The 24223-nt window shown below is 70.5% G+C and carries 22 protein-coding genes and 1 pseudogene; 5 read left to right on the top strand and 18 right to left on the bottom strand.

From position 1 onward, the window contains the following. Positions 1-1097 (top strand): annotated as a pseudogene (locus AB0I82_RS35750) (hypothetical protein); the annotation flags it as partial. Positions 1098-1621: 524 nt separating this feature from the next. On the opposite strand, the gene AB0I82_RS35755 reads toward AB0I82_RS35750, so the two are convergent. From AB0I82_RS35755 to AB0I82_RS35830, 16 genes are all read right to left on the bottom strand, one after another. Next, the gene (locus AB0I82_RS35755; RefSeq protein ID WP_363261669.1) at positions 1622-3343 is read right to left on the bottom strand and encodes an SIR2 family protein; all 1722 of its coding nucleotides are present in this window, start codon (positions 3341-3343) and stop codon (positions 1622-1624) included. Between the two features lie 147 nt (positions 3344-3490). Beyond that, on the bottom strand, positions 3491-6904 hold the full coding sequence (locus tag AB0I82_RS35760) for a LysM peptidoglycan-binding domain-containing protein (protein ID WP_363261670.1): 3414 nt from the start codon (positions 6902-6904) through the stop codon (positions 3491-3493). A gap of 7 nt (positions 6905-6911) precedes the next feature. Continuing rightward, positions 6912-7376 (bottom strand): pilus assembly protein TadG-related protein, encoded by a 465-nt coding sequence (locus AB0I82_RS35765; RefSeq protein WP_363261671.1) that lies wholly within the window; start codon positions 7374-7376, stop codon positions 6912-6914. Next, positions 7373-7843, bottom strand: coding sequence for a TadE/TadG family type IV pilus assembly protein (locus AB0I82_RS35770; RefSeq protein ID WP_363261672.1), 471 nt, complete (start codon positions 7841-7843; stop codon positions 7373-7375). The genes AB0I82_RS35765 and AB0I82_RS35770 overlap by 4 nt, the downstream gene beginning before the upstream one ends. Beyond that, positions 7840-8256, bottom strand: a complete 417-nt coding sequence (locus AB0I82_RS35775) for a TadE/TadG family type IV pilus assembly protein (RefSeq protein ID WP_363261673.1) — start codon at positions 8254-8256, stop codon at positions 7840-7842. Before AB0I82_RS35775 ends, AB0I82_RS35770 begins: the two co-directional genes overlap by 4 nt. Positions 8257-8297: 41 nt before the next feature. Beyond that, a complete protein-coding gene (locus tag AB0I82_RS35780; protein WP_363261674.1) occupies positions 8298-8486 on the bottom strand; it encodes a hypothetical protein in 189 nt (62 codons plus the stop codon). A gap of 25 nt (positions 8487-8511) precedes the next feature. After that, complete coding sequence (locus AB0I82_RS35785; RefSeq protein ID WP_363261675.1) at positions 8512-9405, bottom strand: type II secretion system F family protein; 894 nt, start codon at positions 9403-9405, stop codon at positions 8512-8514. Continuing rightward, positions 9402-10307, bottom strand: coding sequence for a type II secretion system F family protein (locus tag AB0I82_RS35790; RefSeq protein WP_363261676.1), 906 nt, complete (start codon positions 10305-10307; stop codon positions 9402-9404). The genes AB0I82_RS35785 and AB0I82_RS35790 overlap by 4 nt, the downstream gene beginning before the upstream one ends. Positions 10308-10368: 61 nt before the next feature. After that, entirely contained in the window at positions 10369-11937 is a 1569-nt protein-coding gene (locus AB0I82_RS35795) for a CpaF/VirB11 family protein (protein ID WP_363261677.1), read from the bottom strand. Beyond that, a complete protein-coding gene (locus tag AB0I82_RS35800) occupies positions 11930-12805 on the bottom strand; it encodes a hypothetical protein (RefSeq protein ID WP_363261678.1) in 876 nt (291 codons plus the stop codon). Before AB0I82_RS35800 ends, AB0I82_RS35795 begins: the two co-directional genes overlap by 8 nt. Beyond that, on the bottom strand, positions 12805-13485 hold the full coding sequence (locus AB0I82_RS35805; protein WP_363261679.1) for an SAF domain-containing protein: 681 nt from the start codon (positions 13483-13485) through the stop codon (positions 12805-12807). The genes AB0I82_RS35800 and AB0I82_RS35805 overlap by 1 nt, the downstream gene beginning before the upstream one ends. 51 nt (positions 13486-13536) lie before the next feature. Beyond that, complete coding sequence (locus AB0I82_RS35810) at positions 13537-14499, bottom strand: ATP/GTP-binding protein (protein WP_363261680.1); 963 nt, start codon at positions 14497-14499, stop codon at positions 13537-13539. Continuing rightward, on the bottom strand, positions 14493-15023 hold the full coding sequence (locus tag AB0I82_RS35815; RefSeq protein ID WP_363261681.1) for a hypothetical protein: 531 nt from the start codon (positions 15021-15023) through the stop codon (positions 14493-14495). Before AB0I82_RS35815 ends, AB0I82_RS35810 begins: the two co-directional genes overlap by 7 nt. A gap of 455 nt (positions 15024-15478) precedes the next feature. Continuing rightward, positions 15479-16435 carry a replication-relaxation family protein gene (locus tag AB0I82_RS35820; protein WP_363261682.1) on the bottom strand — a complete coding sequence of 319 codons (957 nt, stop codon included), beginning with the start codon at positions 16433-16435 and terminating at the stop codon, positions 15479-15481. A 27-nt stretch (positions 16436-16462) separates the two neighbouring features. After that, positions 16463-18664: an ATP/GTP-binding protein gene (locus AB0I82_RS35825; RefSeq protein ID WP_363261683.1), complete on the bottom strand. Its 2202-nt coding sequence runs from the start codon at positions 18662-18664 to the stop codon at positions 16463-16465. Continuing rightward, a complete protein-coding gene (locus AB0I82_RS35830) occupies positions 18661-19137 on the bottom strand; it encodes a hypothetical protein (protein ID WP_363261684.1) in 477 nt (158 codons plus the stop codon). The genes AB0I82_RS35825 and AB0I82_RS35830 overlap by 4 nt, the downstream gene beginning before the upstream one ends. Before the next feature lie 496 nt (positions 19138-19633). On the opposite strand from AB0I82_RS35830, the gene AB0I82_RS35835 reads away from it, so the two are divergent. Then, positions 19634-20245: a hypothetical protein gene (locus AB0I82_RS35835; RefSeq protein WP_363261685.1), complete on the top strand. Its 612-nt coding sequence runs from the start codon at positions 19634-19636 to the stop codon at positions 20243-20245. Positions 20246-20316: 71 nt separating this feature from the next. Here AB0I82_RS35835 and AB0I82_RS35840 read toward each other — a convergent pair whose 3' ends face one another. Continuing rightward, positions 20317-20517 carry a hypothetical protein gene (locus AB0I82_RS35840; RefSeq protein ID WP_363261686.1) on the bottom strand — a complete coding sequence of 67 codons (201 nt, stop codon included), beginning with the start codon at positions 20515-20517 and terminating at the stop codon, positions 20317-20319. Positions 20518-21475: 958 nt separating this feature from the next. On the opposite strand from AB0I82_RS35840, the gene AB0I82_RS35845 reads away from it, so the two are divergent. Together AB0I82_RS35845 and AB0I82_RS35850 are read left to right on the top strand one after the other, a co-directional pair. After that, complete coding sequence (locus AB0I82_RS35845) at positions 21476-22195, top strand: hypothetical protein (protein ID WP_363261687.1); 720 nt, start codon at positions 21476-21478, stop codon at positions 22193-22195. 46 nt (positions 22196-22241) lie between these two features. Then, positions 22242-22655, top strand: a complete 414-nt coding sequence (locus tag AB0I82_RS35850) for a hypothetical protein (protein WP_363261688.1) — start codon at positions 22242-22244, stop codon at positions 22653-22655. An 88-nt stretch (positions 22656-22743) separates the two neighbouring features. On the opposite strand, the gene AB0I82_RS35855 is transcribed toward AB0I82_RS35850, so the two are convergent. Then, a complete protein-coding gene (locus AB0I82_RS35855; RefSeq protein WP_363261689.1) occupies positions 22744-22998 on the bottom strand; it encodes a hypothetical protein in 255 nt (84 codons plus the stop codon). 839 nt (positions 22999-23837) lie between these two features. Between AB0I82_RS35855 and AB0I82_RS35860 the strand changes: the two genes are divergently transcribed. Beyond that, positions 23838-24182 carry a MerR family transcriptional regulator gene (locus AB0I82_RS35860; RefSeq protein ID WP_363261690.1) on the top strand — a complete coding sequence of 115 codons (345 nt, stop codon included), beginning with the start codon at positions 23838-23840 and terminating at the stop codon, positions 24180-24182. Positions 24183-24223: the final 41 nt, after the last annotated feature.

The following is a 24223-nucleotide window of genomic DNA, read 5'->3' on the forward strand; positions in this document are numbered from 1 at the left end:
AGGACCGGCTGGTGTACCAGGCGCGGCTGCGGTCCCGGTACGGGCGCGGGTGGCGCCGTAAGGCGCCGGTGGAGGCGATGATGCCGCTGCGGCTGTCCCGGTATGGCGTCGCACTGTCGGACACCGCGCCGGCCGGCCTCGCGGCCGCGGGCATCAAGGAGCCCTTCGCCCTGGCCGCCGTCCGCGACGGAAACGGCGGTCAGCCGGCCTCGCTGCCGCAGACCATGAACGGGCCTTCCGCCGGCCGAGACGAGACCGAGCCGCACTCCCTGGCTGACGACGGGGCGAGGGACGCTGCGGTGCAGCAACGCCTGGCTGTCCAGGAGTCGCCGGCGGGGCAGGAGCCCGCGCCCGTACACAGGAACCTGAGCGACTTCTCCGAGGCGTTCGCGGCCTACATCGCCCAATACTTCGACTACCCGTCGGCCAGGCAGTTCGGCCTGTACCTGATGGACAGCCGGGGCATGACCGATCCGCAGACCGGTGGCCCGATCACCGAGCCGGAGCTGCGGCCGATACTGAAGGAACTGCGCCGCCGTCATGAGCAGGCCATGACCGATCCGGTGACCGATTCCGTGACCGATCCGAAGATGACCGGTCCTGCTGTGACCGATGCCGGGCTGACCGACGCAGTGGTCACCGCCACCATGACCGATGCCACCACTGCCCGGGAACCGGTCACCGCCTCCGACGGGCTCCTCACCCCCACGGCGTCCGCAACCGCGGACAGCGCCGCGCGCGGGGAGATTCCCGAGCAGCTGTCGCTTGGCGCATCGACCGGTGCGACGCGCGGCACCGCGGATGCCATGACGGGGGAGGAGCCATGGGAGGCGGTCGTGACCGATACCGGCGAGGCGACCGCGCGGATGCCGCAGCACGATGCGGCCGAGGAGGATGCGGAGCAGCAGCGCATCAAGCTGGCCATCAAGTGGCTGGAGGAAGCGGAGCGGCCCGGGGCCAAGAAGCTGTCGGGTGCGGAGGTCGCCCGCCGTTTGCAGGTGTCGCCCAGCACGGGGCAGCGCCTGCTGAGGAAGGCGAAAGACATGCGGGAGGAGCAGCGGCCCCGCCTCTGGTCGGTCAGCCGTCATCCATCCTGAGTCGCCCGGCGAATGCCATTGACGTCGCACGCGCCGAGCATCCGGACGCGATGCATGACCGATGACCACATCGTCGGCGTGACCGATCTGCAGTCCGGTCACGACCCACGATCGGTCACGGCGATGGCGTGACCGATGCTGTGACCGATGACCGATTGCGCGGCATCGGTCACCGGTCACGACCGGTGGCGCTGATCGGTCATGACCGATCAGCGCCACCGGCAGCGGCTGCCCGCAATGACCGGTCACTATCCGCCGCTGGAAGTGACCGATTGCAGCAGGCGGTGATCTGTGGGAACTCAGGGTGGTCAAGCATCTGGTCATCCGGTCCGCAGCTGGGCATCCACACGTGCCGGCATCGGAATGGCGCCGAACGGCCTGCGCCCCACTGAATGACCGATGGGCGCGGATCTCGGTGAGTGGGGGACCCGCCCGGCAGTTCGTCCTCGACCGAGCCACTGACACCGAGTTTCATGGTCTAGAGGATCGCTGGTTTCGCTGTGTCGTTGGCCCGTGTTCACCGGCTATAGAGGGTCAGCTCTGCTCCATGTCGCGGTTGCGGCCAGTTCGGCATCGAGGACCTGCTTGGTTGCCGTCAGCTTGTCATGGGCGCCATCCAGGAACCCCGCGCGGAGCAGCGGATGGTCTTTGCCGTGACGGTCGAGTTCACGCTGGAGCCAGTCAGCAGGCATGCGCTGGTACGAGTCTTGGCCTTCTCGGCGACGGAGATACAGATTGTCCACTTTGGGGCCGATACTGCGCTGGGAGATGAGGCGCAGGTATTCGAAGCGCTCCCAGGCTTCGATATATGCGGACTCGCTGAGGGTGAGGTGCTCGGTCAGGATCGGGCAGAGTTGTTGGTGGAGTCGTTCACCGCCGTTGCCGAGTCTGAGAGTGACGGATGGGCCGAGCATGGCCGCCACGGGCTTGACCTCGGCGTTGGAGGGGTTGACGGCTTGTGGTTCGGTGAGGATATGGACCAGGGTCTGCCAGCGTTCAGCGGCGAGAGCGGCGATGCCTGCCGCGTAAATCACCATTGTGGCGGGGGCACGCTTTAGGTTCAGAAGTGAGACGGTCCCGCCGCTGGACGCGGGGGTGGCGAGCTGCTCGATGTCGCGGATCCACCATCGGTCGGTCTCGTCGCGGCCCCAATAGGCGGCTGTGGCGACCAGCGCCAGGAGCAGCTCCGCCTCGGCTTCCAGAGTCCGCAGCCGCCTCTCGTACTCGTCGTCCTCGGTTTCGTGCTCATCCGGTTCCCAGAGGCCGGAGCGCAGCGGTAGGGAGGCGATGCGGGCGAACTCCCTCCTGAGGGTGTCGTGGAGAGAGATGGCTTGGCGGTGGCCAGCCAGGGCGCGCTTGGCTGAGGCCACGGCGACCGCGATGCTGGCCGGGTGCTGGCGTGAGGTCTCTGCGAGTGCGTCGGTGGCGTCGGCGACCTGGCCGAAGTAGGTGTCGGCGTCGGCCTGCACATAGATGGCCGATCGGCGGGTCAGGAGGGCGCGGGCCTCGTCGGACAGGGGCGCGGGATCGGCCCAGTAAGTGGCGAACCGTCGGGTGGCGCATCGGGAGAGGGCGTTGCACAGGGCCGGGTCGTATTTGGCGGACCAGCCGGCGATGACGAGTCCGTACTCGTCGAATACCCGGTCTAGGAACTCGTCGACTTGCTGAGGGTAGGCCTGGAGCTCGGCGGGGGTGTTGCGCATGCTGGTGGGATTCAGGTAGTCACCGTGCAAGTGCACCACTAGGCCGGTGAGGGTGTGGGGCGGGGCCAGGCCGACGATGTCGTCGGTATGGGCCGCCACAGTAGGCTCGATCCCCGCGTCGCGCAGCGCGGTCTCCATCAGCCGATCGAAGTTCGTGGTCAACACGATCCGCACCAGCCCGGCTGCTACCAGCCGGGCGACAGCATGGTGTGCGGCTGCGGGTACCTTCCGGCCCTCTTCCCGCTCCTGTTCGTCGGGCTCGAAGTAGGAACGCAGCAGCGCCTGCCGCTCGAACTGGGTGTTGGTCAAGGCTTCCAAGAGACTGTCGTAAGTCGCCTCCTGGTTGAAGCGGTCTCGATACCAGGCGTGGGGATCGCCGATTCCCTCAACCTGTTCTGCGGCCGCTACGCGCTCGATCAGATCCCGCTGCACGTCCCAGGCATGCGGAATACCCGAAGCCGCCGAGACGCCAGCGCCCAGAAGCACCGCGTACGCGCCAGGAGTCGCACGCAGGGCGATTGCCAACGTCACATACGGTTCCACGATGGACCTCCAGGTGTGACAACACGCGGAGCAACCGGGCGGCAGCCTGTATTCAACGTTATGTCGCTTTCAGGAAAAGTTCGCTGCCGCAGTGCCTCAGTGAGGGTCCTGCTGGGGTCCGGGGACGCCCCGGACCCCAGCCACGCGTTACGCAGCGGTGAGGAGCCGGCGGAGGAGTTCGGCGGTGGCTTCCTCCAGCTCCACGCCCAGCTCCTCGTTGAGGTGGTCCAGCTGCTGCGCGGCGCGCTCCAGGGAGTCCAGGTCCCCGACGGCGGCGTACGCCTGGAACAGCAGCCGGTACAGGTGCTCCATCTCCGGCGCTGCCTCCAGACCCTTGGAGGCGGCCCACAGCGCGCCGCGCGGGTCCCGGCCGGCCAGGTAACGCTCGGCGAGCTCGGCCGCGACGTCCACGATGGCCGCAATCATGTCCTGCGCCAGGTGCTCGGCCCACACGTAGCGACGGGGGTTGACCGAGGCGAAGGGCCGCCCGCGCACCAACTCCAGGGCCTGCCGCAGCAGCGCCGTGCCCGAAGAGCCCGGCTGTGCGGTGCCGTCGGCGGCGAGCTGCTGGAAACGGTGCCAGTCGCAGGTGACGGTGTCGGCCAGGGCGTAGCGGGCGCCTGCGGTGGAGGCGATGGCCGGCAGGTACGGCGTGCCGTCCTCGTCCGTGCCGAGCCAGGCCCGCAGACGGCTCACCGTGCTGTTGCGGACCTTGCGGCTGACTTCCCGGCCGGGCCACAGCGCTTCATCCAGCGCGTGGTGGTCCCGGCCCGGGTGCAGGATGAGCCAGGCGGCCAGTTCGGTGCTGGTGCGCTCGCGGCGGGATTCGGTACGACCTCGGGCCCCGGTCACCTCCACCGGCCCCAGCACCCGAACCACCGGCCCCTGCTCCTCGGACGCAGGAACCGGGGTGTCGCCCGTCATCGGCGTCGTGGCCGTCTGCGCGTCGGCGGCGGGTGTCGCGTCGGGGCTCGGCGGCGGCGCTGCCGAGGCGGGCTCGTCCTCGGTGGGGGAGGGGGCCACTGCCAGGGCCGGTGCCTCCGGCTCGGTGTGCTGCTGCGCGGGGAGAGCTACGTCGCTGTCGTCAGCCGCACCGGCGTCCTCGGCGGCCGCGGCGACGGGCTCGCCCTCCTCGAGGTCAGCGAACTCGGCCAGGAGGCTGAGGCTGGGAATCGACCCGGCCGAAGCCTCCACCGCCGGCGTCGACTTCACCACGGACAGTGCGACCGGTACCGACGGCACGGAGGTCTCGCTCTCTGCGGGCGCCGTGGCCACCTCGTCATTGCTCGCGCCGGGACCCGGGACATCGTTGTGCTCGGTGGTGTTCAGCACTGCCAGGCAGTCCGCGTACTCCGCATCGCCCAGCACCTGCGGGGTGCACCGCAGCTCGACGCCGGGGACCGGCAGCAGCACCGGGGCACCGTGCGGGTCGGCGCGCAGCGTCCAGCCGTCGGCGTCGACGTCGGTGTCGGCCGCGGTGATGACCGCGGTGGCAGTCCGCGGCTGGGACGCGATCAGCTCGCCCAGCTCGTCCAGGAGGCCGTCCTCATCCTCGCGCAGGTCGCCGGCGAGGATGATGTGCGGCTCCCACGCGGCCGCGGCATCCGTACCGATCCGGGCCGCCCGCAAGCTCTGCGCTCCCACCGCCTGCAGCGCACGCTGCTGGTCGGCGTGGTGCGAGCGCGCCGATGCCACCGCGTCGGCGAGGCCCTCGTGCTCGACCAGACGCTCGGGCACCACGCCCGCGAGGCCCGGCCCGGCGTCGTGCACGGCGGCCAGGTGCAGATGATCGGCAAGGGTGCTGGTGGCCAGCTCCAGGGCCAGGGTGCGCAGCACCCGGTGCCGGTCCTCCCCGGTGATGCGCAGGATGCCGATGTGTTCGAGGTCGGCCAGCACCAGTTGGCCGACCTCGTCCCAGCCGAGGGTGACCAGCGCCGGATACGGGGCATCTACGTCATCGGTCTGCTCCGCAGGCAGGATCCGTGTGCTGGACAGTGAGCACGACCAGGCCGTGGGCTGCTCGCGTACGGCCGTGAACGGCTCTACCGGCTCGGCGGGTTCGGTCAGGTACAGGGTGAGGGCGTGGGGCCCGATGACGGCGGCGGCGAGGTCGGGCAGCTCCCGTCCGGCGGCGGTGAGGTGGATCGCGGCGGTACGCAGCGCGGCGTCCAGCACCTCCACCTCGGTCAGGGCCTGGGTGGCGCGCATCGCCTGCTCGGTGGCGGCCGGCCCGGCCTCGGGCAGCGCGATGCGGCGGCCGCGCCGGCGGCGGCGCTGCTGCAGGATGCGGCGCGTGGCCAGTGCGGTGAGCACGCCGGCGGCCAGCACACCACCCCCGATCGCCCACGCCACCTCCGTACGGTCGCTCACTGAAGAGGCCGCCGGGCCGGAAGCATCGGTTGCAGGGGAGCGGTCGGGGGCCGCGGCCGAGGGGGCCGGCGGCTCCTGCTGCCGGGCATCGTGCTCGGGTGCTTGCTCGCCGACGGAGGGCTGCGGGGCGGGCTTCGCCGTATCCGGCTGCTCCTCCTGCCCCGGGGCGGGAGCAGGGTCGGCCGGGGGTGTCTGCGCGCTGTGCTCGGGGGTGTCGTGGTCTGGCTCGGCGGGCTGCTCGCGCTGGTCGTCGTCGCTGGGGGAGGGCTGTGCCGTGGCGGTGGGCAGGTCCAGGCGCTGGCCGGGCAGGATCAGGTCGGGGTCGGTGAAAGTCCCGCCGCCGGGCAGCGCCTCGCCGCGGTTCGCCTCGAAGATCTGGCCGTACTTGCCGCCGTCGCCCAGCTGGTCCTCGGCGATGCCGTACAAGGTGTCGCCCGACTCCACCGTGTACGTCTTCTCCGCCACCTGCTCCCCGTGCCCGCCCGTGGCCGAGGCTCCGGTCGGCGAAGCCCCGTCGGTCGAGGTGGTGGTGGCCGGGGCCGGGCGGGCGTCGGCCGGGAGGGTCAGCACCGTGCCCGGCTGCAGGGCGGTGTCGCCGCTGATCCCTTCGTTGAGGGCGGCGATGTCCTTCCAGCGCTGCCCGCTGCCGAGGTAGGTCTCCGCCAGGTCCCACAGCGTCTCCCGGGGGGAGGTCACCGTGTGCGTCGGATTGCTCGCCTTCTCGCCGCCCTTCACGCTCGTCGCCGACGACGAAGAGGAGGCGGAGGCGGCGTCGCCGACGGAGTGCGTGGCGGTGGCGGCGACCGCGGTGGGGGTGGCGGCTGAGGCGGCGCTGGGGGCGAGCAGCACGATGGCGCCGATCAGGAAGGAGGCCAGGGACTGCAGGCCGCCCAGCCCGCGGACGCGCGGGGCGGAGCGGCGCCGCAGCACCGCCACCACCTCGACCAGCACCGAGACGGTGAACAGCGCCCAGGCGGCCCAGCCCAGGCAGGTGAGGACCACCAGGAACAGCCGCCCGTCATCGGGGCGCAGCAGCATCTCCAAGCCGCCGGACAGCTCGGTGGGCTGGTGCCCGACCGTGAGCAGCGCGTACGGCACGCCGAGGACCAGGGCGGCGAGCACGGTGAGGCCGAGCAGGGCGCGCAGCAGGAGCCCTGCGGCGCGCAGCGGGCCGGGGGTGTGGTGGGCCATGCGCGGCTCAACCTCCCTGAGTTTGCAGATGAGCGGTGGCGGTGCCGGTCACGGAGATCGTGGGCTGGCCGACCAGCGAGGCGAACAGCGTGTCGTAGGTGTCATGCACGGTGACGGTCAGGGTGCGGCCGCCGTCGGTGATCTGAGCGCTGCCCTGGACGTGCGAGGCGGCGAGGTAGTCCTGGGCGGCGGCCTGAGCAGCGGTGGGGTCGATGGTGATGGCGGTGCCCTCGATTGCCTGGGCCGGGTCGAGTTGCTGGCCGGCGGTGCGGGCGGCTTCCTGCGCGAGGGACGTCGCACGGTTGCCGGCGTTCAGCGCGCCGCCGCCGTCCACGAGCAGTCCCATGACGATGAGGATCCCCACGGTGGTCAGCGCGAAGTACACCGACATCGACCCCCGTTCGCCACGGCGGCGGCGGGCCAGGGAAGCCGCGGCGCGGCGGAGCAGGAAGGTGCGCACAGGCAAGGTCATGGGCGGGCCCGGTAGGTGTCGATCGGACTGGTCCAGGTGGAGGTGAGGGTCTTGGCGCCGGGCAGGCCCGGCAGCCCGATGTCGGAGAGGTTGGCGACGCAGTTGACCGTGGCGGTCACGGTGGCGTCGGTGCCGACCTCGGTGGTGAATCCGGCGGTGTCCACCGTGACGCCCGAGGTCTGGCAGGTGACTCCCTCGCCCTGCAGGCTGCCCGTGGCTGCACTTTGCGCCTGCTCCTGCGCGGTGCCGGCGTCCCGCTCCAGGGAGGCGGCGCGGGCGGCCGCGCGGGCGGCGATGTCCACCGCGCCCTCGGCGTCGACCACCCGCCCGAAGGCCACCATCAGCAGCAGCACGGCGATCAGGGCGGGAGCGAGGACCGCGGTCTCCACAGCGAAGCTGCCCCGCTCCCGGTGCGAGGCGAGAAGGGGGTGCAGGCGGCGCAGGAGGCGGGGGAGGAGGCGGGTCATGGTGTGGTCCAGCGTTCGACGGGGCCGTCGGCGTGCTGGACGACGTCCAGATCCAGCCCGGGGACGAGGGTGGCGACGCGGCCGGAGACGGTGATGCGCAGCTGCTGGGCGGTACTGCCGCCGGCTGAGACGCTCGCGCCGCGTACGGAGCCGCCGAAGCGGGCGAGGAAGCGCTCGGCCTGGGCGACGCCGTCGCTGGGGCCGGCGCCGAAGGCCCGGCCGGCTTCCACGCCTTGTCGCGCGGCGGACTGCGCGACCTTGCGGGCGTGGTAGTACAGCCCGACCTGGATAGCGGTGAACGTCAGCGCCAGGACGACCAGCGCCAGCACGGCCAGCTCCACGCTGGCCTGGCCGCGGTCCTTGTCCCGCGCGGTCGGCCGGCGCAGCCAGCGTGGACGGGTACGTGCGCGCACCGCTGTCCCCCCTTTCGGTAATGGTCGGTGATCAGGCGACTTCAGGAGCCGTCGATGATGCCGATCTTCTCGGCGAGCTTGCTCTTGATGGCGACCACCAGGAGTGCGGCGCCCAGGATGAGTGCCCCGGCGATCACGGCGACCTCGGTGCTGGACTGGCCGGCATCGCGGGCGGTGCGCAGCTGGTGGTAGCGGGTGCGGATCCAGGTGGTGAGGGTGGTGAGGTCCATGTGTGGTTTTCTCCTTCGGGCTCGCTCAGCTGGCGAGGATGGTGTTGGCGACCGGGATCATGACGAAGGCCAGCATCAAGATCACGCCGAAGGTGATCGGCAGGATCATCGCGGCGGAGGCTTCGTTGGCCTGGGACTTGGCGTCGGCCAGCAGCGCGATGCGCAGTTGTCGGGCCTGGGCCTGGAGGGTGGTGTAGACGGCGGCGCCGTCGCCGGCCAGGGCCAGGGTGTCGGCGGGCCGGGTCAGTTCGGGGATGTCCAGCTCTTCGCCCAGGGACTTCAGCGCGGCCCAGGGCGTGGTGCCGGAGAGCTCGGCCTGGTCGAATGCCTGCCGCATGCGGGCGTAGATCCAGCCGTCGCCGACCTCGGCGGTACGGGTCAGGGCTTGGGCGGCGCCGGAGTTGGCGATGCGGGCCAGGGCGACGCGTTCGAGGTAGGAGGCGGCGGAGTGCCGCACCACCAGGCGGGCGGCGGCCGCGGCGCGCTTCACATCCCGGCCGGCGGCCAGCCACAGCAGCGCGGCCAGCGCCAGGGAGACCAGCGTCGGCACGGCGAAGGGGAGGGAGGCGCCGGCCAGGGTGAGCAGCGCCTGCATCAGCTGCGGGGCGAGCAGCCCGTATGCGGCGAGCAGGACGCGTTTGCCCAGGTGTTCGGCCGGTGGGATCCGCAGTAGGTTGAGGTCTTTCAGCGGCAGCGTGATGCGGCCGCCGAACTCTTCCAGCAGCCGGGTGCCGACGCGTTCCTGCAGCGACCCGGTCCGCGTGGGCGCGGCAGTGGGCAGGGCGGCGGGGGCGCGGGTGGCGTCCAGCCGGTCCAGGGCGCTGGCCAGGTCCGGTCGGGCGGGCCAGGCGGCGCGCACGGCCAGGCCGATCAGGATGCCGCAGGCGGCGGACGGCAGCAGGACGGCCATGGGGATCATCGCGGGCTCCCGGTGTCGGTGAGCGGGTTGAGCAGCCTGGGGTCGGGCTTGGTGCGGGCGATCCGCCGCAGCCAGGTCAGCGTCCAGGCGAAGGCACCGCCGAGGGCGGCGAGCACGATCTGGCCGAGCGGGGTGTGATACCAGGCGGACCAGGCGCCGTTGAGCATGCAGCCGATGACGACGACGCAGATGATGACCGACACCTGGCGGCTGCTCTTGCGGACCTTGGCGCGGTCGGCCTCCACATCGCGGGCGTCGGCGGCCTGCTGATGGATGGTGGTGGCCATGGCCTCCAGGGCGTCGGCCAGGCCGGGGCCCTTGTAGACGGCGTGGGACTGGAAGAGCAGCACCACATGGTCCACGACGCCGTCGGCCAGCTCGTCGGCGAACAGCGCGAAAGCGTGCTCGGCGTCCATGCCGCCGCTCTTGAGCCGGCCCGCGAGCGCCCGTACGTTCTCCGCGATCGGGGTGGGGGCGGCCTTGGCCGACGCGCCGATCGTCTGCACCAGCGAGATGCCGGCAACGTGCACGCCCGCGAGGTGGTTGAGCCACTGGGCGAGCGCCTCCAGGCGCTCGATGCGGGCCTGGGCGGCGCTGCCGGGGTTCAGGATGAAGGGGACGCCCATCACGGCGGCGCCGGCGAGCAGGCCATGCACTGGCCAGCCGGTCCACGCCCACACCGCCAGCGTCACGACGACAGCGACGGTGACCAGGTGGCGCCAGCGCTGCTGCCAGCGCTCGGGCAGTTCACTCTTGGCGCGCTGTACCCGTAGCAGCAGACGGGAGGGCGGCCGGGTGGCATCCACGGTGCGGCCGCGCACCTCGCGTACAGCGGCGGCACCGGCGAGGACGGCCAGGATCGGGCAGCAGGCGGCGACCAGGGCGAGCTGAGAGGAGGTCACGGGCTCACCACGCTTCCGGAGTCGAAGGTCGTGCCGTACGGCACGACGGCAGGGGGAGAGGTCATCGGGGCGTCACCGTCTCCAGTGGCGCGGGCCAGGCGCCTCGTGGATCGGTGGTCAGCCACCGGCGGTCGAACTTCCCCGTACGCTCCAGGTCCTCGATGAAGGACGGCATGTTCTGGAAGACCGCGCGGCGCTCGTCCCCGGCCGGAGCGAAAAGTTCGGTGGTCGTGGGGCGTCCGCCTTCGCCGACGACGTCGTGGACCTCGTAGATGTGGGAGACGAAGCGGTGCTTGCGGCCGCCCAGGCCGGTCTCGTCCAGGTAGGAGAGGTTGACCACGAGGTCGATGGAGGAGGCGATGAGGTGGTGGGCGGCCTCGGTGGCCATCCCCGCTTCCGCACACAGCTGCACCAGGCGGCTGACGATCGCGTGCGGGCGACGGACGTGCAGCGTGCACATCGAGCCGGAGCCGCCGGCGGACATCGCCTGCAGCATCGGCACGATCTCGGTGGAGCGCACCTCGCCGACGATGACGCGGGTGGCGTTGTAGCGCAGCGCGGTGGCGAACATGTCGGCGATGGTGATCTCACCGGCCAGCCGGTTGTCACCGCTGCGTTCGCCGTTGGACTGCCGCGCTTCGAACGCGAAGGTCACCGGACCCGGCCGCGGGCCGGGCTCGTCCAGGTACAGCTCACGGTCGGACTCCAGAGTGACCAGCCGCTCGGCCTCGGGGATCTCCCGGCCCAGCGCGCGCAGCAGGCTGGTCTTGCCCGCGCCCATGTCGCCGACGACGAGGATGTTCATCCGGGCGTGCACGCAGGCGATCAGGAAGTGGGCCAGCACGCTGTTGAGCGATCCCCACTGGACCAGGTCGCCCAGGCCGTGCCTCACGATGCGGTGCTTACGGATGGTGACCGAGGGCCGGGTGGTCAGCAGGGAGGCGGTGACGCGGGAGCCGTCCTGCATGCGGAAGCCGACCATGGGGGTGGACTGGGACAGGGAGCGCTCGCCGTGGCCGGACATCTGCGCGGTGCGATTCACCCAGGAGATCAGCTCCTCGGGAGTGTCGGCGACCCGCTCGACCGTGCGGCGCGGCCGGTCGTAGTACTCCACGTACGCGCGCAGCCCGTCGACCATCACGTCTTCGACGCCGTCCTCATCCAGCAGCGTCTGCAGCCGGCCGCCGCGGAACATCGCATCGAACACCGCGGTGCTGATCGCCTTTTCCTGCACGGCGGTCAGCGGGGGGTTGCCCTGGGCGTACTGCGTGGCCCAGTCGGCCACGGCCTTGATGGTCAGGGAGTGGGCCAGGGCGCGCCGGTCCTCGGCAGGCAGCAGCTTGTCGGGGTCCTCCTTGCTCAGCGCGGTGGAGACCTGGGCCTGCAGCGCTTCGATGACATCCCAGCTCACCGGGAGTTCGCCGGGCAGTCCGGCCAGCCGCGGCACCGCGCCCGGGTCCGCCGCCGCAGCGGGTGCTGCCGGCGCGGCCGTCGGTGTGGAGGGCGGCGGGGGACTGGCCGGAGCCGGCGGGCGACGCTGGCCAATATGACCGGTCAGCAGACTGGCGAGTTCCTCCCGCCCGAGCGCGGCCGAGTGGCCACCCGCGGGTCGGGGGTGGGTGTCAGCCACGGCCACCTCCTCGCGGTCCGTCGGTCAGCCGCTCCAGCACACCGGCCACCCGCGGGTCGGCCGGACGGGCCGGCCACTGCTGCTGGATGCGGCGGCGCTGAGCGACCGCTTCGAGCTGCTCGGTCGCGGTACGGGCATGCCGCAGCAGCGCGCTGCGAGCGTAACCACGTGGCGGATGCCCGCCGTTGGTGAGGTAGTCGGCGGTGTCCCGGTCATGCGGCAAAGCGGCCAGCACTGGGGTCTTCAGCGCGTCGGCGACCTGATGGGCACGGTAGGGGCCGCCCTCGATGAGCAGCAGACCCAGCGCATCCGGACCGGAGCCGTGCTCCGTCAGCTCATTGCGCAGCGGCTCGATCAGATGACGGGCCAGGGCCAGGTTCTGCTCGGTGCCGCGCACGGTGAGCAGGACCAGATCGGCCTCGTACAGCAGCGGCGCGGGGGAGAGGGTGGGGTGCAGGCGGCCGGCGTCCAGCGCCAGCCGGCCCGCGTCGATGAACACATCGTGGCCGGCCTGATCGCTCATCACGTGCAGCACGTCGGCCAGCGCGGCCCAGGTCCGGGTGAGGGAGGAGGCCTGGGCCGGGTCGGTCAGGCCGGCCAGCACCTTGCGGTGCCCGTCCGGGTCAATCGCCCACAGATGGGAGGCGAAGGCATGCGCGAACGCCTCCGGACCGGTACGTTCCGCCGCGGCCAGGTGATACAGGCCGAAGCCGGCCGCGACCTGACCTCCGAGGAAACCGGCGCGGATAGTGCCGCCCTTGACGTCGCACTCGGCCAGCACCGTGGGTCGCTTGGAGGCCAGGGTCAGGGACAGGGAAGAGACGGTCACGCCACAGGAGGCGGCGCTGACCAGCGCGGTAACCGACATCAGCTGCTCCGCGGGGAGCGGACGAGCGCGATCTGGCCGGCCGCGGCCCGGGCGGCCAGTACCGCGCCGTCGGTCGGGGAGACGGCCACGTTGACCACGACCGTGCCGGAGGCATCCGGGCGGGAGACGGACACGACCTGCGCCTTGATGGTCGGAGGGGGCGTCTCGCTCTTGGTGACCGTCTCGCCCTGCGCGGGGATGGTGACCGCTTCGACCTTGTCACCGGGGATCAGCGTGCCTGCGGGCGCCTGCCCGCGCTTGACCTGCACGCCGACCTGCTGCCGGTCATCGCCCAGGCTGCTGCCGGCGCGGAGCTGCGAGGCGGTCAGCAGACCGCCCTTGCGCAGGTCGACCGCGGTGCGCTTGCCCACCATCTGGCTCTTCTCCCGGGCCGGCACCGGCGTCAGCCCCGTGGCGGCCGAGACCTCGGTGACCGTCAGGTCCGCCTCGCTCAGGGCCTGCCCGGCCGGTACATCGCGGGCGATGGCCAGCACCGGGGAGCGGTCGCTGGCGGAGGTGACCGCCGCGGCCGCGCCCAGCGCACACAGCACGGCCAGCACGATGCACAGCGCTACCACCGACCAGCGCCGCTCCCGCTTCACCGGCGGGGTGGTGGTGATGGGGACCTCGGGGCGGGCCGGGGCACGCTGGGCCGGCGGCGCGGGGGTGGGGGTGTCCATGGAGCGGTGCCTCTCGCGTTCAGTGCTGTTCCGTGCGGCGGGGCCGGAGGGTCAGTTGAGGACCTGGACCTCGCCGACCGCGATGTCCACAGAAGCGTTGCGGATCTCGGTGAGCTGGCCGTTCTGCCCGGCACCGGCCCAGTCGATGGACCAGGTGGAGGTGGCGGTCACGTGGTACTTCCCGCCCGGCTGGGAGCTGGAGGGCTGGGTGTAGCGGTAACCGCAGTCAGGCGACGGCTCTTTGCCGTAGGAGGACTTGTACGGAGTGCCGGCGGTGGTGCAGGTGACGCTCTTGCCGTCGCCCATCTTCCACACGATCTTCTTGACCTTCGCGGTCGCGGTGACGGTGACCGCGCCCGCCGAGGCGCTGGCGGTGTTCGGGCCCCAGTGTTCGGCGTCCTTGGCAGTCCACATGTACACCGGCATGCCGACCACGCCCTTGCCGCCGGGCTTCGGCGTGATCCCGATCTTCGCGCCGCGCAGCGTCATCTTGGATACGGCTTCCCGCGCGAGCACGGCCGGGTCGACTGCTGCCCCGGTGGGATCGGTGGCCGCGAAGCGTACGCCGCTTTCCAGCTGGCCGAAGCAGGCGCGCTCGTACAACTTCCCTCCGTCGCCGGGCTTCCAGCCTGCGGGGGCGCCGGCCTCCTGCCACAGCGGGTCATTGGCCGGGGGCTGGGGATCCATGGGAGCCCAGTAGCACATGTCGGCCTGATTGAAGTGGCCGTAGTCCGGACGGTCGCAGGGCACTTCCTGCTCGCCGATCATGCACTTCTGCTTGCTGGCCTTCTTCCCCGACTTGCCGACGGGCTTGGGCTGCGTCGACTTGGCCGGCGCCTCTCCGCCTGAACTGCCGAACTGCTTGGCATGTGCTTCGCAGTCCTGAGCCATCGGGGCGCAGCCGACGCCGACGCTGCCGTCCCCGCTGCCGTCACCGTCGGCGAGCGCGACCGGCGCAGCGCCGAGCAGCAGGGCGAGCGCGGCCGGTGCGGCGACCAAACGTCGGGTCAGCATGACCGTTCCCGGTCGATGCTGGTCTCCCAGACGAACCACTTGTCGCCGATCATCCGGAGAGTGGTGCTGTTCGGGTGCCGACGAGGGCCATCGCCGAAGTCGACCTTCTTGCCCGTCTTCTTGTCGACCTCGTCGTAGTGACTGGAGTCGACGCAGTCCTCGACGGTGGCCTTCGCCGGCTTGGACTTGGTGTCGATGGCCGTCACCTCGGGGTGGAGGATCGGCTCACCCTTCATTACGTGTCCGCGGCCCTCGTAGTACAGGGTCGTCACCTTGATGTCGCCGAGCGCTTTTCCGCTAGCGTACTTCTTCACATCAGGGTCGAGCTCCGCCTTCGCGAAGCTGCGGTTCTTGGTCTCCCACATGCTGCGGTAGACCTTCAGCACCTGCTTCTTCTCCGCGGCCTGCGGGTCGACCGACACAGTCGGCGACGGCTTGCTCTTCGGCTTGTTTTCGGGTGTGCCCTCGCTATCAGTACCGCACGCGGATACAGCGAAGAGCGTGCACGCAGCGAGAAACAGCACGATTGGTCGGTTCTGATTTCGATTGCTAACGCTAACTCGCGCCGATCGTGCCGCCTGCTTCACTGCGCCTCCCCGTACCTCTTCACGAATACGCCTTGACCTGCGCCAAGGCGTGACAGCGGTCTTGCGGCGGCGCTGCTCGGCCGCCCGCATGGTCGTACCGGATCCATACGCTACGCAAATCTATTGCACATGCCCAGAGAGTGACCTCGCTGATCGCCACCCGGCTTTGCATATGCCGCCCGCCAGAGCCCGCACACGGCAGGAGGTCGAAGCGAACGGTCGGACATCGCGGATACCAGCCTCTTTCGCGTCGTTCCGTTGCTCTTCCCAACCGGACGCCTGATTCTGCCAGTTGCTGCAGGTCGGCCCCATCCCGCTCGTCGCACGCCTCCTGTGCGGGTCCCCGGCTTTCGAAGAAGCCGCGGCGGCCCCGAAAACGACGTGCAGCGCCTTCATGCTGCGGCAGCGCTGGGCTGGCGCATCAGGACGTCGGTGGGCACCGGATCGCCGAGGACCGGTGTGACGATGGGGGCGAAGGGACCGTGCTGCTGGAGCTGGGTCAGGGTGGTGATGCCGGCCTGCAGTTGACCGGCCGCGTGGTGGAGGCGGCCGTCGGCGGCGGCTAGGGCGCGTAGGTCCGCGGTGCGGCGGGCGAGCGCGGCCGGCGGTGCGCCGGTCAGTACGAGCAGGATGCGCGGGAAGGCGGGGTAGCGGTCCCGCCACGCCTCGCGGGTGGTGGTCCGCACCGTACGACGGCGGCCGCCGACCAGGACTTGGGGGACGTAGGAGGAGTAGCGGGCGTAGCGGGTGAGCTTGCCGGCGAGGTCCGCCACGCTCATTGTGGCCCGGTCGATCTCGGCGAAGAACGTCAGCAGCATCCGCTGCTCCCGGTCGCTGCGTACGTAGCGGATGACGGCGTCGGGCACCAGGAATGCCTCATCGCCGAGCCGGTCCTCGCCGTCCCGGATGCGGTGGGCGAGTTCGGGGTCCCAGTCCAGCGGGCCGCAGTCATCGCCCAGCCGCCGCGCGTGGGTGACGAAGGCGAGGCCGGTGGCGTTGACGGCCAGGGTGTGCTCCTGCAGCTGACCGGCCGCGGCCTGCTCGGTCATCCGGTAGGCGCGCGGGGCCAGCTCGCGCCCGGCCTCGACGATCTCGCAGCCCAGGGGAGTGGCGTACCACAGCAGCTCGCTGCGGCCCACGGTGCGCCGCTCGGTGGCCGCCACCAGCCGCTCGGCGCGCAGCCGCCCGAGCAGCCGGCGCAGATAGCGGGAGGAAGTAGCCGTCGGGGTCAGCAGCTGATGCAGCTGGCTGGTCGACAGCAGCCGGTGCCGGTAGAGCACGGGCAGCAGTTCCTGGGCCAGTGGCGACAACCCGCCCACTGGCCGCGAGAGAGACGGCGAATCGGGCACGACAACTCCTTCTCGGGTCCGTGTGGTTCAGGGGGTGCGGGCGAAGTGGTGGACGATGTCGCCGGCCGCCGAGGGATCGGGGCGTGCGGTCTGGCCGGTGGCGAGGTGGTCGGCGATGTTCTGCGCCAGGTCCCGCTGGGTGGCGAGGATGTCGGCGACGGTGCGCCGGCCGAGGTTGGTGTCGATCGCGGCGTCCAGCGCCGGGAGGCCGTCGGGGTTGTAGTAGTCGGCCAGGACCTGGTCGATGGGCACGCCGCGGACCTGGAAGGGCGGGGTGCGCTTGCCGCGGTGCATGCACGTCATCACGTACGCGTACCGGTCGATGTCCTGCAGCGTCGCCGGCGCGATCCCATCCAGGCGTTTGGCGACGTAGGCGGCCTCATCGAAGTCGGCGCCGGTGGCGGAGAGCAGGGACTGGTTCTGCATCAATGCTGCCCGGGTGGTGTCGCTGAGCCGCATGGCCATCTGCGTCATCCCCATGAAGCGGAGCTCGTACTTGCGGAGCTGTTCGAGGATCTTGGCGACCGAGCCGTGCGAGGCGCCGTCGACCGCGGTGAGCTCATCCACCCACGCCCACAGGGTCCGCCGGTCGGCGACGGGGGTGTCCTGGCGACTCAGGCCCGCGCGGAAAAGGTCGAACAGCAGCAGCGAGGTGATCAGTTCATCGCCGTCGCCGGTACCGGACGGGGCGACGAAGACGACCTGCTGCTCGTCCATGGCGCGCCGCACGTCGTACGCCGAGATCGGATTGCCCAGGAACGCCTTGAGGCTCAGGGAGTTCTCGAGCCTCTCCAGCGCGTAGGTGACCGTAGGCACCGCGCTGGCATCCATGTTCGGGAACGTGGTGCGCCAGAAGGCGCCGAGCGCGGGGTCGAGGTGCGCGAGGATCTCCTGCCGCCAGAGCTCGTCGGTGAGCAGCTGCGGGATCTGGAACAGCGTGGGCTGCAGGTCCGGCCGGCCGTCCTGACACATCCGATACGACAGCTCGGCCAGCAGGCGCACCGCCTTGGACAAAATCGTGCGGGCCCGCGGATGGTCGCCCCAGCCCTGCGCCGTGGAGATCGCGCCGACCACCGCGCCGACGACGTCCTGGACGTCCTCGGCGCGCCGCCCGGCCATCGACAGCGGATTCCAGGACGTCACCCGGTCGTCCAACCTCGGCTTGGCCAGGTTGATCTCCCACATCCGCGCCGCGATGGCGGGATGGGCAAGGTACGGCCGGGCCCGGGCCAGCGCCTCGCCGTGCGGGTCCAGGAACCACACCCCATCGCCCGCGTACGCACGAGCGATGGCCTGCAGCAGCCCGAGCTCGGTCTTCCCGAACCCGGACCGGCCGAAGAATGCACCGAAAAGCACGTCGCCCACCCGCGCACCGGCCAGGCGCTGCCGACCGTCGGCGGTGGTCACCCGGCCCAGCGGCAGCACGTCCGGCTGCCCACTCCAGGTCGGCAGCTCGCTCGGCGCCGGCGGCACCACCCCGCCGCACCGCTTCACATTCACTGCCTCGCACGCGGCCGTGGGCGGCTTGAGCAGCCCGGCCAGCTCCGCGGCCGTCGCCCACTGACGCCCGGCCGGCGCGAACTCTCCGCGCGCCAGGCGCCGGTCGAACGAGCGGCGCCGCCACCACACATTGCTGTACGGCCGCCACCCCAGGCGCCGCGGCCCGACCGGCCGCCACCAGTTCTCACCCGACCAGGCATCCAGCGCGGCCAGCACCTGGTGCAGCCGCGCTCGGGCCCGCGCGGGGTGCGTCGCGGTCGTGCGCACCAGCAGCTGCACCGCGAACACCGTCTGGCCGGGCACGAACTTGCCCACGCCGTCGGCCAGGTCCACCTGCCGCACCGCCTTCGCCGTGCCACCAGCGCCGCTCGGCCGCCCGCCGTTCAACCCCTCCATCAGCACCGCCCCCCAACCGCCAGCGCCGCGGCCACCGGTGCCCAGGCGCTCGCCGTACGCGGAATGCCCCCGCCGCTGCGCCCGGCCGATCAGCCTCCGCCGTCGACGGGCTACCTCTTCGCCGGCGACCGGCACCAGGTCCAGGACCAGCTCGGCTTCCTCGCCCACCTCGGTACGCACCCCGGCGAAGGCCGCGGCGATCCGCTGCAGCGGATCCGGCGCCAGCCCTACCTCACGCAGCGCCCGGTGATCAGGCCGGGCCAGCACCAGCTCCGCCCGCGCCGCATACAGCGCCCTCGCGTCGGTGTTCTTCTCCAGCTGCACAGCGTTCACCAGGCACCGCCCTTGCGCAGCGGCTGAGCCGCGGCGAACCGCACCCGCTGTGCGGCGCCGGGTTCGTCGGTCACCACTTCCACCTGCTGCGGGAAGGCCGGGAGGCGCAGCACCCCGGACGCCCGCTCCGGGCCCTCCCACCAGTAGTGCAGCAGCCCGCCCTCCCCGCAGACCAGGCGCACCCGCACCGCCGACGCCCGCCGCGGCAGCGCCCCGGCCGCGGCCGGCACCCGCGCCAGCTGCGCTGCGGCCTGCCGGACATCGGCTGCCGATGGATCGAAGTCGACCGACGGCACCAGCTCCACCGCGATCCGACGCTCCAGCTCGCGCGCCGCCCGGCGCCGCCACCACACCCACCCGGCCAGCCAGACCAGCGCGACCACCCCGACGGCGGGCAGCAGCCAGCCCATCTGTTCGACGGCGAAGTCCACGACGAGCAGCAGCCCCTCGCCTGCCTGCGGCATCTCCATCATCGGAGCCTCCCTGTTCCGGACGGCGTGCGCCGTCTCACCCAGAACAAGGACTCGCAGAACCTCGGATGTGACAGGAGCGTCGAAGAAAAATGGGAGCCGGCGCGCTTCGATCCGGCGCGGCCAGCGGCATCGTCTCGTCCATCGTCGGCGTGTTCGCGTCACTGCCGGGCCGGATCATGGACGCTTGCCTCGTACAACCATCCTGCGCACTTGACCGTCCTACCTCCCGCACGCCATGCGCACAGAAGGAACCCCAAGCCGGACCACATGCAGCGCCCGACCGTCTCGGCGTCGGCTTACCCGCTGCAAGACTCGCGGCGAGCACCTCCGCGTTCCCATGTGAGGTCACCGGTACGGGCTCGACTCGGGGTGCCGTATCAGGCTCTCTTGTTGGGTATGCGCCTGACGGCGAAGACCGGAAGGCGACGGCCCGGAGACGCAGCGGGGGACCGGTAATGGATCGTGAGCAGGTGTCGTCCATAGAGGTGTCCGCGCCGTGAGCGGCGGCGGTGAAGAGGAAGAGGGGGAGCTGTCGCCGCAGGAACGGGCCGCGCTGCACCGCGGGGTGCGGTGGCCCATGGTTGTGACCGGGCTGCTGATGATTGGCCTCGGGCTGCTGCTCATTCAAGATCCCTACAGTGAGATCAAGGCATTCCAGCGGGCCGAGAACTGCCGCCCCGGGCAGCCGCACAACAGCTGCCTGGTCGCCGCCCGCGGCACCGTGACAGAGCGGGGAACCATCCGCTATCCGGAGCTGCAGTACGCGCTGATGGTGCGCCGTGACGGCGAGCGCGCCGGCCAGACCTACACGATCGGCAAGGGTACCTACGACGTGGTGCGCCCGGGTGATCGTGCGGCGTTGCGGTTTTGGCGCGGCGAGCTGGTACAGATCCGGGTTCGGGGGCAGATCGAAAAGTTGTCGCTGAGCTTCCAGGAAAAGTACCTGACCGGCTGCATCCTCGCGATCTTTACGGGAGTGGGACTTCTCCTCAGCGCCCTGTCCAGCATCCTGTGGGTCACGCTGTTCGACGACGAGGAAGCACCCATGTGGATGGAGATCGCCCTGCCCGTGGTCGCGGTGATCGCGGGGCTCGTCATCGCCAGCTGAGCGTCTGACGCTGTCGGGGGTCGACGGATCCGGCAGCGTCGCCACGGGCGCCGGCGCCCGTCAGGAACGTGTCACTGGCCGAAGCCCTCGGCGAGGTAATCGTCAACGTGCGTCGCCAGGTCCTCCGGCGCTTCGCTCAGCATGCCCATCGAGCGCGGGAAGGGCGGCTCGCCGATTACCGCAAAGCATTGACGCAACGCGGTCGCCGCATTGTCCAGCGTTTCCAGCGGCAGCCCATCCACCAAGCGGTGCAGCTCCTCGCGCGTCGTCATACCCCCAGCGTATGTGCCCACACCTGCCCATACCGCCTGCACCGACTGTCGCGGGGCAAAGCTCTGACAGGGCATCGGAACCCGTGATCGGCGGGTGCTGATGCGGGGGCGGCACCGGAAACGGGTCCTGAAATCAGCACGTCTCTTAGAGGGCCACTGCGGGCCGTAGATCCCAGGGGCTACGCGCCCCTGGACCCGCGCCAGCGCCCAGGCGGCGCTGGACCCGCCATCCCTGGGGGGCGCCTCCCCCCAGACCCCCCACCAGCGCCTTTCGGCTGCGCTGGACCAGCCACTGCCGCCTGCCCTCAAGTGCGCAGACCGCTTCGCGGCCCGCACACTTGACCGCTCGGGCCCTGGCGGCCCTCCCTGGGCAGTTGCCATGAATGAACGGGGCTACGGCCGGTAGGGGCTGATGTGAGCCGCACCTGCCGTCGCGTGAGTACCGGTTGTTCGTGGTGACGCCTGTTGGCTGAGGTGTTGATGTGGGGGAGAAGTGGTACGTGACTCCTCGGCTGGTGAGAGCGGTGGTACGGCGCGCGGCGGCGGGGATCGGCGCGGCTCTCATAAGAGGAAGACCGCGCGACACCCCTCCTGACCTGCGGAAATGCGACGGCCGGGGTGTCGGCGCGAACACCTTTTGCTGCAACTTTGGTAAGCACTCCGACACCTTTATTGCAAAAGTCTCCCTGGAGGGGACTTCCGCCCCCGCTTCCAGAGGCTTCGGCCCTGCAGCCTGCCCTCCGCGCAAAAGGCGTCGAGACGAACACCTTAAGTCCCTGCCAGCCGTACTTTGATTGGGAAGTCCTGCACAGAGGTACATTTTGCGGTCGATCGGGAAGGCCCCCCATCACCGTCGCGAGTCAAGAGCCTGGGGAAACCCGCTTGATCGGGTGTCAAATGTCCAGCACAGCGGGACTCTCCGATAGGGTCGCAGGCGCCTGAGTAACAAGGAGGTCCCGTGACATCACCCCCACCACGACGTCGGGGGGACTCGCAACGGTGGCTCAAGCCCGCCGACGACTCCGCCTTCGACGAGATCCTCGAAGTCTTCGGCAGCCAGCTGCAGGAGAGAGCGACCCAAACCGCTCAGCACGCCGTCCCGGAACAAAGCGAACCTGCCCCGCCCAAGCGGAGCCGGGGCAAGAAGCTCAAGGGCGTCACGTTCGAGTACGAGAAGAACACCGTCCACGACATGGCCGGCGACGAGGGCTACAGCCTCAGCTCGAACTGGTTCATCAAGCGGGTCGCCCAGCTCGGCGTCGCCCGCCGCCTGTCCGCTTCACAAATCTGGGTCTTCCTCTACGTCGTCGGCTGCCAGGAGAAGAACACCGGCATCACCTACCTGACCCAGCAGCAGATCACCGACGGCCTGAACGAGGAAGCCGCCCGCATCGGGGCCCGCTGCATCACCCGCAACACCGTCGGAAAGTGCCTCAAATCGCTCTGCGACATCGGCTGGCTGGAGCAGATCACCTCAGGCGGGCGCCGCGTCAACGGACAGATCCGCGTCAACCCGCGCCTGTGGTTCCGCGGCGACAGCACCGCCCAACAAGAGGTCCTCTTCTACCTGTCGCCCACCGCACCCGAGCCACCTGACCTGACGAAGTTCCCCTACGCCATCGGCCCGGACGACAGGCACCAGGAGCACGGCGCGATCGGCGAGGCGAACGCCGGATGATATCCCCCACCCCTACACAGGCGACCATACCGAGGAGGACCCCCTGATGGAGAGCATGCACCCTGCGGTCATCTCGCAACTCTGTCTCCTGGTACCTCCGCCCACCATCCAGGTCATGTCCTACCTGTACAAGATCATGGAGCCCGGAGGGCGGCTGCCCAAGAGCCAGGCCGCCATGGCACAGGACCTGGGCATCGCCAAGCAGACGATGAGCAACCGCCTGGCCCCGCTCCGGGAACTCAACGTCGTGCTGCGCACCGACTCCGAAAAGCGCGGCGGCAACAGCTACTACGTGCACCCGCTCGCCGCCAAGTACGAAAGCTTCGAGGCCATGGAAGCGGCCATCGCCAAGGCCCTGCACGAGATGAAGGCCGGCCGTCTCGCCCGGCTACGCGTCCCCATGTACGACGCCGCGCCCCCGCGGCCCGAAGGCGGACCCGTCCTGCGCGTAGCGAGCTGACCGTCAGCAAACAGATGAGGCCCGCAGCAACGCTGCGGGCCTCATGCCTGAGTAACTGAGATCCTCTGCAGCATACCCCGCAAGCCCGTCAACGGCCCGGCCCTGCAAACACCCCCGACACGGTCGCCGGGTGCAGCTCGTCAACGATGTCGGCGACCTTCTCCGTCATCCGCCGTACGGTCTCCACGTCCCCGTGCCCGATCCGTACCGTGCGGCCGGCCGCGGTGTGCTGTATCCGCCCGGCGACGTCCTCAAACGACGGCACAGCCAGCGTCACCGCGTACAGTCCCGCGCCCAGAACGCTTCGCCGGGACGGGTCCATGTCCGCTCGTGTCAGCGCCATCACTCCCGCAACTACATCGCGCTCCTCGGCCGGATCGGTGCTCCAGCCGATTCCCGCGGACGTTAGGTGAGCTCGGAGACCACCAGGGCGAGGGTTTCCGCCGTCTCGGGGACCGGGCCCCGGCCCGTTGACAAAGGCGCTGGCCACGCCGCGGGCACGCGCGATATCGGCGGGGCTGTCGCCCTCAAGGGCCACCTGGGATGCAGGGGACACGGTGCGGATCATCTCGGCCTGGTTCATGTGCTCACACCCCGCCTGGTCGGTTGGCTCGCTGGTCCGGCCTTGTGCCCGGCTGGACCGGGCTTCCATCAGGAACAACACTCTTCCGGCTGCTCAGGTAGCAGAACTCCCGACTCCAGCCATGGAGAAAAACTGTCATGGTGAGTGTAGACATTGCCGTATGTCAGGGTTAGAGTTCCCTTGTACTCAGGAAGTCGAAGAGGGCGTGGCAGAGACGAACTGCCGCGCACCGGAACGGCAGCGGAGTGGCGGGGCCGGAAGTGGTGGGTCCCGTCACTGGCTGCCGGGCCGAGCGGCTCAAAGGAGCCGCATGCAGGACCCGCAGGATCCAGCAGTGCAATCGAGTAACCGAATGAGGTAAGGAGCAGACGCCATCAGGATTGCCCGGGCGAGGAAGGATCCGCCCGGGTACCGCAGACCCCAGAACGGAAGGTGGTCCCCGGTCAAGAATCCGCGATCCCCGCAGCTCCGCCCTCCCAGGCGGACAGACGGAAAACGCAGGCCGGCTCAAGCCGGCCGGTAGATGGTGTTGAAAGCTCGGGGCCCGGGTGCCGGCACGGCATCCGGGCCCCTCGGACGTGTCCCGAAAGAAGAGGTCTATGCCCCCTCGCAGTACCCACGTCGCCGACAAGTTCGACGACGACGATTACCCCGCCTACACGATGGGCCGGGCCGCCGAGATGCTCGGCACCACCCCCGCCTTCCTGCGCACCCTCGGCGACCACCGCCTGATCACCCCACTGCGCTCCGAAGGCGGCCACCGCCGCTACTCCCGCTACCAACTGCGCATCGCCGCCCGCGCCCGCGAACTCGTCGACGCCGGCACCCAGGTCGAAGCCGCCTGCCGCATCATCATCCTCGAAGACCAGCTCGAAGAAGCCAAGCGCATCAACGAAGAACTGCGCGCCCACGGCACCGGATCGCAACCGGAGACCCCAGCCTGACCTGAAAGGCGACGCGCGGGGCCCCAGAGGAGGCGCAGCTC

Source organism: Streptomyces sp. NPDC050315 (genome assembly GCF_040655775.1).
Classification (GTDB): Bacteria; Actinomycetota; Actinomycetes; order Streptomycetales; family Streptomycetaceae; genus Streptomyces.